This window comes from Rhodosalinus sp. (genome assembly GCF_041685465.1).
Taxonomy (GTDB): domain Bacteria; phylum Pseudomonadota; class Alphaproteobacteria; order Rhodobacterales; family Rhodobacteraceae; genus Rhodosalinus.
In genome coordinates this window covers 1-10,544 of sequence record NZ_JAWLFS010000096.1, presented here as the reverse complement: position 1 = coordinate 10,544, position 10,544 = coordinate 1, and the positions used below count along the sequence as shown (strand labels likewise).

The following is a 10,544-nucleotide window of genomic DNA, read 5'->3' as shown; positions in this document are numbered from 1 at the left end:
GGCCGGGAAGGTGTAGGTCTCCAGCCAGTCGAGAAGCTCCGCGCCCCAGGAGGCGACGACCTGAAGCTGCGGGAAATGGATGTGCGGGTCGATGAAGCCCGGCAGGATCAGGTGGGGGCGGTGGTCGGTGACCGCCGCCTCCGGCGCCTGCCGCCGCAGCTCGGCGAAGTCGCCCTTCGCCGCGATCCGCCCGTCGCGCAGGAGGAGCCCGCCGTCGCCGTGATACTCCAGCGCCGCGGTGTCCCCCGGCCCCTCGGGCCGCCGGCGGAAGCTCAGCAGCCGCCCGCGCAGCAGCCGCTCAGCCATCGAAATACTTGAAGACGCCGGTGGCGGAGGCGAGCAGCACGCCCGCCTCGTCCCGCACCTCGCCCTCGGCGTAGAAGATGCGCCGCCCGCCACCGGTCTGGCGCGCCTCCGCGATGATCCGCCGCCCCGACGAGCGCCCCTGGTAATTCACCGTGAGCGACAGCGTCAGCGCAAGCTGCCGGCGCTCGGGATCGCCCGTCCAGCAGCCCGCGTAGCCCATCGCCGTGTCGAGAAGCGTGGCGTGCACGCCGCCGTGCAGGTTGCCGTGCCGGTTGGCGAGATGCGTCGCCACGGGCTGCTCGAACCGCGCGAAGCCCTCGCGCCAGTCGGCGATCTCGAAGCCGAGATGCGCCTGGAACGGGTAGGGGTCTTCGCGCAGCGCCTCATCCATGGTCACGCCTCGTCTCGCAATGCATCCTTCAGTGCCTCCCTCGCCCGCGTGCGGCGCCGGGTCGTGACGGGTCGCCGGCCGCCGGCCGCCGCGAAACCCGTTAGCGCATCCGCGCCGCGCGTGACAGGGGGCGGCCCGCGACCGCGCCGGGCGCGGTCAGCCGGCATCGGGCAGCGCGTAGCCGCGGAAGCGGTCGCGCAGCGTCAGCTTCGAGACCTTGCCCGTCGCCGTGAGCGGCAGCGCGTCGAGATACTCCACCGCGTCCGGCAACTGCCAGCGCGCGAAATGCTCGAGCAGCAGCGCGTCGAGCTCCGCCTTCGGCGGGCGCTTGCCGTCCTCCGGCACGACGATCAGCAGCGGGCGCTCGTCCCACTTCGGATGCGGCACGGCGATCACCGCGCAGGCGGCCACGTCCGGGTGACTCATCACCACGTTCTCGAGGTCGATGGAGCTGATCCATTCACCGCCCGACTTGATGAGGTCCTTGGCCCGGTCCTGGATCGTCAGGAATCCGTCGGCGTCGATCGTGGCGATGTCGCCGGTCCCGAACCAGCCCTCGGCGTCCATCGCGGCCTCGGTCGCCTCCGGGTTCGCGTAATAGCCCGAGATGATGGAGTTGCCGCGCACGTGAAGCTCGCCGCGCGAGACGCCGTCATGCGGCTGGGGGCGGCCGTCCTCGTCCACGATCTTGAGCTCCACGCCGAAGAGGCGCCGGCCCTGCTTCTGCTTGATGTCCATCTGCGCCTCGAAAGGCTCCGACTCGTATCTCGCGGGCAGGTGGCCCTGCGTGCCCACCGGGCTCATCTCCGTCATGCCCCAGGCGTGACAGACGGTGACGCCGCTCGTCTCGAAGCTCTCGATCATCGCGCGCGGCGCGGCAGAGCCGCCGACCACGACATGCCCGAAGCCCGCCGGATTGCGGCCGCGCTTGCGGATCTCGCCCTGCAGGCCGAGCCAGACGGTCGGCACGCCCCAGGCGGAATGCACGCGCTCGGCCTCCATCAGATCGAAGAGCGCCGGCCCGTCGAGCGCAGGGCCCGGGAAGACGAGGCTCGCGCCCGTCAGCGGCGCGGCATAGGGCAGGCCCCAGGCGTTGACGTGAAAGAGCGGCACCACCGGCAGCACGCGCCGCCCCTCCTGCAGCGGCGCCCCGAGCGCCACGGCCACCGAGAAGGCATGCAGGACCGTCGAGCGATGCGAGTAGAGCGCGCCCTTCGGATGCCCCGTGGTGCCCGAGGTATAGCAGAGCCCGGCGGCCGCGTTTTCGTCGAGGTCGGGCCAGTCGAAGGTTTCGGGCTGCCCCTCCAGAAGCGCCTCGTAGCAGAGCAACTCCAGATCGCTCTCCGGCATGTGCGCGCGATCGGTCATCACCACGACCTGCAGGCCCGCCGGCAGCTCGCCCGCGATCGCCTCGATCAGCGGCACGAAGGTCAGATCGACGAAGAGCAGCCGGTCCCCGGCATGATGGAGGATGTAGACAAGCTGCTCGGCGGGCAGGCGCGGGTTGATCGTGTGGCAGACCGCGCCCATCCCCGAGACGGCGTAGTAGAGTTCGAAGTGCCGGTAGCCGTTCCAGGCGAGCGTCGCCACCCGGTCGCCCTCGCCGACGCCGAGCGCCGCGAGCGCATGGGCGAGCTGCCCGGCACGCGCGTAGGCCTCGGGATAGGTGTAGCGGTGCAGGTCGCCCTCGACCCGGCGCGAGACGATCTCGCCGGTGCGGTGGGTCTCGGCGGCGAATTTCAGAATGTCGATGATGGCCAGCGGCCGATGCATCATCATGCCTTGCATGGGGCCTCCTCCCTCGGTCCCGCCCTGCGACGGGTGTTGTGGCTGCGGCCGACTGTGCCTAGGCTCGCCATGTTTTGCCAAGACGGAATCCGGGGGTGACGTTATGGAAACCATGCGCCGCATCGTGCTGGCGAGCCGCCCGGAGGCGGCGCCCGGACCGGAGAACTTCCGGCTGGAGACCGCACCGCTCCCGAGCCCGGGCGAGGGAGAGGTGCTGGTGCGTGTGCGCTGGCTCTCGCTCGACCCGTACATGCGCGGCCGGATGAGTGCCGGCCCCTCCTATGCCGCGCCGGTCGAGATCGGGCAGACGATGGGCGGGCAGGGCGTGGGCGAGGTGATCGCCTCCCGCGCGCCCGAACTCTCCGAGGGCGACCTCGTGCTCGGCGGCGTCGGCTGGGCCGACCACGCCTGCCTGCCGGCGGGCGAGCTGCGCAGGCTCGACCCGGCCCTGCCGCCCACGACCGCGCTCGGCGTGCTGGGCATGCCCGGCTTCACCGGCTGGGTCGGCCTGACGGAGCACGGCCGGCCGCGGCCGGGCGAGACGCTCGTGGTCGCGGCCGCGACAGGCCCGGTGGGCAGCATGGTCGGCCAGCTCGCACGGGCGCAGGGCCTGCGCGCCATAGGCATCGCGGGCGGCGCGGAGAAATGCCGCATCGCGACCGAAACCTTCGGCTTCGACGCCTGCCTCGATCACCGCGCGCACGAGGATGCGCGCAGCCTGCGCAAGGCGCTCGCCGCGGAAGCGCCCGACGGCGTGGACATCTACTTCGAGAACGTCGGCGGCAAGGTGCTCGAGGCCGTGCTGCCGCTGATGGCCGATTTCGGGCGGATTCCGCTCTGCGGCGCCATCGCGTGGTATTCGGGCGACGCGGGCCACCCCGATCGCCTGCCGGCACTCTGGCGCGCGATCCTCGTCAAGCGGTTGACCGTGCGCGGCTTTATCGTCACCGACCACTGGGACCGCCTCGGCGACTTCCTGCGGGAGGTCGCGCCGAAGGTCGCCGCGGGCGAGATCGGCTACCTGGAGGACGTGGCGGACGGCCTCGAGACCGCGCCCGCGGCCTTCCTCGCGATGCTCGAGGGCGGCAACACCGGCAAGACGCTCGTCCGGGTGAGCTGAGGCGCGCGCGTCAGCCGGCCGCAAGCCCGGGGCGGTGCCGGCAAGGAGGCGGGCGGCCGGCGCCGGGCGTTGCCGGCATGCCTGCGCGGGCGGAAACCGCAGGGCGGCGAGGGGCGCTGCCCCTCGCGCTCCCCGGAGTATTTTCGCCAAGATGATGGGGCCGGTGCCGGTCCATCATCTTGGTCCAAATACTCTCGGGGGGTGAATTGGCCGAAGGCCAAGAGGGGGGCAGACAGCCCCCCTTCGCTACGCCTCTCTCTCGAGCGCGAGCGGCGCAGGTCGCGCGACGAGATCGTCGGTCGCCAGCGGCGCCGAGGGCCGGGCGAGGCGGTTCCGCACGACCCAGATCAGCCGGCCCTCGGCGCGGGTGATGGCGACGTAGGCGAGGCGCTTCCAGAGGGGCTGGCCGGCCTCGGTGCGCCCGGCGCGCGCGGCGGCCCAGAGGTCGGGGGCGAAGACCTGCACCGTGTCCCACTGGCTGCCCTGCGCCTTGTGGATCGTCACCGCCGCGCCGTGCAGGAAGACCGCGCCCATGCCGGCGGCGAAGGGGATGACGGGTTCCTCCTCGCCCGGCTTCTCGATCTTGACGATCGAGGCGGCGGAGACGCGCGGGTCCTCGGCGCCGACGACGTGGAGCCGCGAGAAGCCGGGCTTCTTGCCGGGGCCGAGCCAGATCGTCTGCGCGCCCTTGATGAGCCCCCGCGCCTCGAGGTCGAGGCGGCGCTTGCGGTGCTTGAGCGGCAGTTCGATCCCGTCGCAGACGAGCGGCTCGCCGGGCAGGAGGCCGTCCTCGGGCGCCGCGTGGACGCGGCGGAAGGCGTCGATCAGGCGCACGCGCGTCGCGTTGCGCCAGACGAGCACGGGGCTGCGCGCCATGAGGTCCACCTCGACCCGCTCGGACCAGACGACGCGCTCGTCGCGCGCCGCGGCGTCGCGCACCAGCCCCTCGAAATCCGCGAAGTCGACGTCGGGATCGGCGAGGGCGTGGGCGAGATCGAGGATCGGGTTGTCGGCCGCCTGCCGGTGGATGCGCCCGAGCGCGAGGCGGCGCTCCGCGGGCAGCTGGTCGAAGACCATGCCGCCCGGCGCGTTGACCGGGGCGAGCTGCGCGGGGTCGCCGAAGAGAACGAGGGCGGGGAAGATCTCCTGCAGGTCCTCGAGCTGGCGCGCGTCGAGCATCGAGGCCTCGTCCACGAGCCCCACGTCGAGCGGCTCGTCGCGGCGTTTCCAGCCGGTGATGAAGTCCGAGCCCTTGAGCCCCGCGGTCATCAGCGCGCCGGGGATCGAGGCGTGGCGCGCGTAGAAGGCCGCGGCGCGGTCGAGCGCCTCCTCGCTCAGCCCCTCGATCGCGGGCCGCGCGCCGCTGCCGGCGAGCCAGTCGGCGATCTTCTCGTATTGCGGGTCGTAGACGGGGGTATAGAGGATGCGGTGGATCGTCGTCGCCGGCACGCCGCGGTGGCGCAGCACGCTCGCGGCCTTGTTCGTGGGCGCGAGCACGGCGAGGGTGCGCCGGTCGCGGCGCCTGCGGCCTTCCCAGTCGGCGGAGATCGTCTCGACCCCGGCGGCGTCGAGCGCGCGGAAGAGCTCGGCGAGGAGCAGTGTCTTGCCCGAGCCGGCCTTGCCCGTCACGGCGAGCACGCGGCCCGAGGCCTTGCCGGGCGGGCCCAGCCCGCCGCCGGCGAGGTCGACGCCGGCCTCGCCGAGGAAGCCGGAGAGCCGGTCCCAGGCGGCGGCCTGATCCTCGGAAAAGGTAAGCGCGGGGAGCGTCATGCCCGCCTCATAGCGGCCCGGCCGGCCGGGCGCCAGCGCGGGCTAGCGCGGCACGGCCAGCGCCGGGCGCGCGCCGCCCACGAGGCGCTCGTGCTGCTGCAGCGCGAAGCGGTCCGTCATGCCGGCGATGTAGTCGGCGACGATCCGGGCGAGCCCGGTCTCGCCCTCGGCGGCGGCGATGTCGGCCTGCCAGCGCGCGGGCAGGAGTGCCGGGTCGCTCATGTAACGCGGGAAGAGGTCGCGCACCACGTCCGTGACCGCGGCGCGCATCTCGACCACCCGCGGCGCGCGGTACATGCGGTGGAAGAGGAAATGCCGGATCGTCTGGATGTCGCGGCGGACGGGATCGGAGAAGCGCACCATCATGCGCCCGGCATGGCGGATGTCCGCGGCCGCCGCGGGCGCGAGCGCGGCGAGGCGGGCGCGGGTTTCGGCGACCACGTCCTCGACGAGGATCCCGAAGAAGCGGCGCAGCGCCTCGTGCCGGCGGCGGTGGCTGTCCAGCCCGGGCCACCGCCGATCCACCTCGGCCACGCAGCCGGCGACGAGCGGCAGCTCCGCGATCTCGTCGAGGGTGAAGAGGTCCGCGCGCAGCCCGTCGTGCAGGTCGTGGTGGTTGTAGGCGATGTCGTCCGAAAGCGCGGCGACCTGCGCCTCGAGCCCCGAATGGGTGGCGAGCTCCAGGTCGTGGCGCGCGTCGTAATCGGCGAGGGCGTAGGGCAGGGGCGGCAGCTCCGGCCCGGCGACCGGCCCGTTGTGCTTGGCGATGCCCTCCAGCGTCTCCCACGTCAGGTTGAGGCCGTCGAAGCCCGCGTAGTGCCGCTCCAGCCGGGTGACGATGCGGATCGCCTGCGCGTTGTGGTCGAAACCGCCGTAGGGCGCCATCAGCGCGTCGAGCGCGTCCTCGCCGGTGTGGCCGAAGGGCGTGTGCCCGAGATCGTGGGCGAGCGCGACCGCCTCGGCGAGGTCGAAGTCGAGCCCGAGCGCGCGCGCGATCGTCCGCGCCACCTGCGCCACCTCCAGCGTGTGTGTGAGGCGCGTGCGGTAGTAATCGCCCTCGTGCTCGACGAAGACCTGCGTCTTGTGCTTGAGCCGCCGGAAGGCCGAGGCGTGGATGATCCGGTCGCGGTCGCGCTGGAAGGCGGAGCGCAGGGCGCTCTCCTCCTCGGGCGTGAGCCGCCCGCGGCTCGTCTCGGGATCGGACGCGTAGGCTGCGCGCATCGGGGCCCCTCTTCGCCGGCCTGTCTCGCGGCCCGCTATACAGGCTTTGGCGCGCGGGTGCAGGGGGGACGGCTTGCGAGGGACCGGCGCGGGGCTTATCTTTGCCACCTGAGGCCACAGACACGAACGGGGACCGAGACCATGCAGCTTCCTCCGAAGGTGACCGACCGCGCCTTCGCGCGCCTCGCGGAGATCGACGCGGCCCAGGCGGGTCACGCGCTGCGCATCGCCGTGGATGGCGGCGGCTGTTCGGGCTTTCAGTACGACATCCGGCTCGACGCGCCTGCCGACGACGATCTGGTGATCGAGGGGCAGGGGCAGAAGGTGGTCGTCGACGAGGTGTCTCTGCCCTTTCTCGAGAACGCGGTGATCGACTTCACCGAAGAGTTGATCGGCGCGCGCTTCACCATCGAGAACCCGAACGCCACCAGTTCCTGCGGCTGCGGCACCTCCTTCGCCATGTGACGGCGCGTGGCGGCAGGCGGCGGATCAGCGCCCGCCGCGCCCGCCTTTATCGCCGCGCTCGCGCGATGTCTCCAGATCCTGCGCCCGTGGGCGCCCGCGCTTCGCGCGCGCCGCCGGGTCCTGCTGCAGGTTCCGCCAGAGCGCGATGCCGGCGGCGATCAGCAGAACCGACATCGGCAGGCCGAGGCTGATCGCGGCGTTTCGGATCGCACTCAGCCCGCCGAGGATCAGCAGGGTCGCCGCGACGGCCCCCTCCGAGAGCGCCCAGAAGACGCGTTGCGCCTTCGGCGGGTGGGGATCCCCGCCCGAGGTCACCATGTCGTCCACCAGCGACCCGGAGTCCGACGAGGTGACGAAGAACATCAGGATCACCAGCGTTGCCACGACCGTCGAGATCTGCGCCAGCGGCAGCGTGCCCAGCATCGCCTGAAGCGAGGCGGCCTCGTTCTCGTTCACCGCGGCGAGCAGGTCGGTGCCGTTCCCGGCCCGCTGCGCCGAAAGTGCCGTGCCGCCGAAGATCGCGAACCAGAGGAAGGTGAGCGCCGTCGGCACGAGAAGCACGCCGAGGATGAACTCCTTGATCGTTCGACCGTAGGAGATGCGCGCGACGAAGATCCCGACGAAGGGCGACCAGCTGATCCACCAGCCCCAGTAGAAGAGGGTCCATGTGGTCTGCCATTCGCTGTCGGCACCGGGATCGAGGTAGAGGCTCATCTGCGGCAGGTTCTGCAGGTAGTGGCCGAGCGCGGTCACGAAGAGCTCGACCACATAGAGCGTCGGCCCCACCGCCAGCACGAAGGCCATCAGCCCCAGCACGAGCCAGAGGTTCACCCGGCTCAGCATCTGCACGCCGTTCTTCACGCCGCTCACGACCGAGATCGTGGCGATCACCGTGATCGCCGCGATGAGCCCGATCTGCACGAGCGTCGTTTCCGGCCATCCGAAGAAGTTCGCCAGCGAGGCGTTGATCTGCACAGCGCCCAGTCCGAGCGACGTCGCGACGCCGAGGAGCGTGCCCACGGTGCAGATGATGTCGGTGACGTCGCCGATCGGTCCCCGGATCCTGTCGCCGATCAGCGGCTCGAGCACCGAGCGCGGCGCGAGCGGCAGGCCGCGGTTGAAATGCGCGTAGGCCACGGCGAGTGCGAGGATGATGTAGATTCCCCAGGCGTGCAGCCCCCAGTGGAAATAGGAAATCCGCATCGCCTCGGTGACGGCCGGCAGCGATTCCGCCTCGGCCTCGAGCGGACTGGCGTAGTGGTACAGCGGTTCGGCGACGCCGAAATAGACGAGCCCGATCCCCATGCCGGCCGCGAAAAGCATCCCGAACCAGCCGAGGCGCGGGAACTCGGGCGTCGCCTCCGGGCCCCCGATGCGCACGTTGCGCGCCGGCGAGGCGAGGATCGCGAGCGTCAGCACCAGCACACCGGTGACGACAAGCACGTAATACCAGCCGAAGAAGCGGGTGATGTTTTCCTGCAGCGTCTGAAAGACGCTTGCCGTCGTGTCGGTGAAGCCGCCGCCCGCGATCACGAACACAACCACCAGCGCGGCCGAGCCGAAGAAGACCACCGGATTCATGTGCGAGGTCAGGCGCGCGAAGGCGCCGCGGCGCTGGGCCATCGGTGATCCTTTCCTTGCCGGGTGCAGACCCCGTTCGTGGCGGTTAACGTGGCGGCGTCCGGCCGTGTTCCCCGCTCCGGGCCGCGGGGTCGGCGCAGGTTGTTGCACTGGTGCTTCGGCTGAAGGTCCGTCTTGCGCGTCCGGGCCGTGCCGCGTTGCCGGGCCGCGCGCTCCTTTCTACCGTCGCGCCATGCTGCCGACATTTGACCCGCGTGCGCCCTGCGCGTCGCGGCCCCACGAGTTTTTCGCATGACGCTCGCCTCCGGGCGGCGCTCGGTCGCCTTCGCGATGCCGGAGGCGGATGCGCGGCACGTGCTCGCCGCGCGCGCGCTGATGGAGGCCGGGCATGAGGCCACGCTGCTGACGGCTGCCGCAGCGCCCCAGGTCGCGGGCGTGCGGACGGTGGCGCTCGGCGCCGATCCGGCGCCCGATGCCGTTGCGGCGGCGGTGGCCTCCGCCGGGGCCGATCTCGTGTTGCTGAGCGCTGCCATGCCGCGGGCGCGGGATGTCGCACGCGGCGCGCGCCGTGCGCTCGCGGCGCTCTGGCTGCACGACCTTATCCCGCTGACGGAGCGCCCGGCATGGCGCCTGCGTCTCGCCCGCGGTCTTGCGGGACTGCCTCGGCGCCGCGTCACCCCCGTGCCGGGCCTCGACCCGGCGGCGCCGCCGGACCCGCAGGCACGCTATCTGCCCTGGCCGGTCAGGCGCGATCCGGGCGTGATGCCCGGGCGGGCCGACGCGCCGGTCACGGTGCTCGCGCTCGGTGCGCTGGGCGTGCCGGGCGACAACCTCGACCGCGTGGTCGATGCCCTGCGCGACGCGGGCCGTTCGGGGCGGGCGCGCCTCGTGATCGCCGATTGCGCGTCCGGGGCGGCCGGCGCACCGGACGCGCGCTATCTGTCGTGGCTCAAGGCGGTCGCCGATGACGAGAGCTGGATCGACCTGCGCCGCGATCCCCCGCACGCGGAGCGTGTCGCGCTCTACGCGCAGGCGCATGTCTGCGTGCTGCCCGTAGAGGACGCCGCGCTCGGGCACGGGCCGGTCGAGGCGATGGCCTACGGTGCCGTCCCGGTGATCTCGACCGGGGCGGGCGCCGCGGGCTATCTGACCGACGGGCGCGACGGGCTGCGCGTGGACGTGGGCGCGTCCGGCGCGCTCGAGACGGCGCTCGGCCAGCTCGTCGCTGACACCCCTTACCGGGCGCGGCTCGCGGCCGGTGCGCGGGCCACCGCCGAGGACGCGTTCTCGCCCGCGCAGTTCGTCGCGCGGATCGAGGCGCTGGCGGCCGAGGGCTGAGCTATTCCCACCACCGGTCGATGCGCGCGATATCCGCGTCGGACCAGCCGAAATGATGGGCAAGCTCGTGGACGACGACATGCCGCACGAGGTCGTCGAGCGAGACGTCGCCACGGTCGGTCCATTCGTCGAGGATCGGTCGGCGGAAGAGCCAGATCGTGTCCGGTCCCTGCGGCTGATCGAGCACCGATTTCTCGGTGAGCGGCACCCCCTCGTAGAGCCCGGTGAGCTCGAAGGCGTCGCCGATCCCCATCTCGTCGAGCATCCAGCCGGGCGCGAATTCCTCGACGCGCAGGGCCACCTGCTCGGCCGCCGGGCGAAACGCCTCCGGCAGGGCGGCGATCGCCCCGCGGGCGAGGCGCTCGATCTCGGCGACGTCAGGGGCGCGGCTCATGGCCGCGACCATCGCGCGGGGCGCCCATGGACGCAAGCTCCGTGCGCGCCCGCACAGTGGCTCTCGCATGTGCGCCCGTGGCCGCCGCCGATTCAAGCGGTTACCCCGCACCGAGCACCAACAAGGAAGCGATCACCAATGGCAGACCCGAAAATCACCGTCCTCTTCTA

The 10,544-nt window shown here is 72.1% G+C and carries 10 protein-coding genes; 3 read left to right on the top strand and 7 right to left on the bottom strand.

Going from position 1 to position 10,544, the window contains the following annotated elements; translation table 11 throughout:
* The 3 genes from ACESL7_RS08195 to ACESL7_RS08185 form a co-directional block, all read right to left on the bottom strand.
* Positions 1-306: imidazolonepropionase-like domain-containing protein (locus ACESL7_RS08195; RefSeq protein WP_411289490.1), on the bottom strand; the 306-nt coding region annotated here is incomplete at its 3' end.
* Complete coding sequence (locus tag ACESL7_RS08190) at positions 299-697, bottom strand: PaaI family thioesterase (protein WP_372892828.1); 399 nt, start codon at positions 695-697, stop codon at positions 299-301. The genes ACESL7_RS08190 and ACESL7_RS08195, both read right to left, overlap by 8 nt.
* A gap of 156 nt (positions 698-853) precedes the next feature.
* Positions 854-2,485, bottom strand: a complete 1,632-nt coding sequence (locus tag ACESL7_RS08185; protein ID WP_372892827.1) for a long-chain-fatty-acid--CoA ligase — start codon at positions 2,483-2,485, stop codon at positions 854-856.
* A gap of 103 nt (positions 2,486-2,588) precedes the next feature.
* On the opposite strand from ACESL7_RS08185, the gene ACESL7_RS08180 reads away from it, so the two are divergent.
* A complete protein-coding gene (locus ACESL7_RS08180; protein WP_372892826.1) occupies positions 2,589-3,605 on the top strand; it encodes an NADP-dependent oxidoreductase in 1,017 nt (338 codons plus the stop codon).
* 246 nt (positions 3,606-3,851) lie between these two features.
* Here ACESL7_RS08180 and ACESL7_RS08175 read toward each other — a convergent pair whose 3' ends face one another.
* Entirely contained in the window at positions 3,852-5,375 is a 1,524-nt protein-coding gene (locus tag ACESL7_RS08175) for an ATP-dependent DNA helicase (protein ID WP_372892825.1), read from the bottom strand.
* A 42-nt stretch (positions 5,376-5,417) separates the two neighbouring features.
* Positions 5,418-6,596 carry a deoxyguanosinetriphosphate triphosphohydrolase gene (locus ACESL7_RS08170; RefSeq protein WP_372892824.1) on the bottom strand — a complete coding sequence of 393 codons (1,179 nt, stop codon included), beginning with the start codon at positions 6,594-6,596 and terminating at the stop codon, positions 5,418-5,420.
* Positions 6,597-6,737: 141 nt separating this feature from the next.
* Here ACESL7_RS08170 and ACESL7_RS08165 point away from each other — a divergent pair, with 141 nt between their 5' ends.
* A complete protein-coding gene (locus ACESL7_RS08165; protein ID WP_372892823.1) occupies positions 6,738-7,061 on the top strand; it encodes a HesB/IscA family protein in 324 nt (107 codons plus the stop codon).
* Between the two features lie 24 nt (positions 7,062-7,085).
* Here the strand turns inward: ACESL7_RS08165 and ACESL7_RS08160 are convergent, their stop codons facing one another.
* Positions 7,086-8,684, bottom strand: a complete 1,599-nt coding sequence (locus ACESL7_RS08160; protein WP_372892822.1) for a BCCT family transporter — start codon at positions 8,682-8,684, stop codon at positions 7,086-7,088.
* 249 nt (positions 8,685-8,933) lie between these two features.
* Here ACESL7_RS08160 and ACESL7_RS08155 point away from each other — a divergent pair, with 249 nt between their 5' ends.
* Positions 8,934-9,980: a glycosyltransferase gene (locus tag ACESL7_RS08155; RefSeq protein ID WP_372892821.1), complete on the top strand. Its 1,047-nt coding sequence runs from the start codon at positions 8,934-8,936 to the stop codon at positions 9,978-9,980.
* Position 9,981: 1 nt separating this feature from the next.
* On the opposite strand, the gene ACESL7_RS08150 is transcribed toward ACESL7_RS08155, so the two are convergent.
* Positions 9,982-10,374, bottom strand: coding sequence for a metallopeptidase family protein (locus ACESL7_RS08150; RefSeq protein WP_372892820.1), 393 nt, complete (start codon positions 10,372-10,374; stop codon positions 9,982-9,984).
* Between the last annotated feature and the right edge of the window lie 170 nt (positions 10,375-10,544).

Bases quoted from the DNA above. Each gene is read 5' to 3' on its own strand.
- ACESL7_RS08190 (WP_372892828.1), bottom strand. From the start codon at position 697: ATGGATGAGGCGCTGCGCGAAGACCCCTACCCGTTCCAGGCGCATCTC.
- ACESL7_RS08185 (WP_372892827.1), bottom strand. From the start codon at position 2,485: ATGCAAGGCATGATGATGCATCGGCCGCTGGCCATCATCGACATTCTG.
- ACESL7_RS08180 (WP_372892826.1), top strand. From the start codon at position 2,589: ATGGAAACCATGCGCCGCATCGTGCTGGCGAGCCGCCCGGAGGCGGCG.
- ACESL7_RS08175 (WP_372892825.1), bottom strand. From the start codon at position 5,375: ATGACGCTCCCCGCGCTTACCTTTTCCGAGGATCAGGCCGCCGCCTGG.
- ACESL7_RS08170 (WP_372892824.1), bottom strand. From the start codon at position 6,596: ATGCGCGCAGCCTACGCGTCCGATCCCGAGACGAGCCGCGGGCGGCTC.
- ACESL7_RS08165 (WP_372892823.1), top strand. From the start codon at position 6,738: ATGCAGCTTCCTCCGAAGGTGACCGACCGCGCCTTCGCGCGCCTCGCG.
- ACESL7_RS08160 (WP_372892822.1), bottom strand. From the start codon at position 8,684: ATGGCCCAGCGCCGCGGCGCCTTCGCGCGCCTGACCTCGCACATGAAT.
- ACESL7_RS08155 (WP_372892821.1), top strand. From the start codon at position 8,934: ATGACGCTCGCCTCCGGGCGGCGCTCGGTCGCCTTCGCGATGCCGGAG.
- ACESL7_RS08150 (WP_372892820.1), bottom strand. From the start codon at position 10,374: ATGAGCCGCGCCCCTGACGTCGCCGAGATCGAGCGCCTCGCCCGCGGG.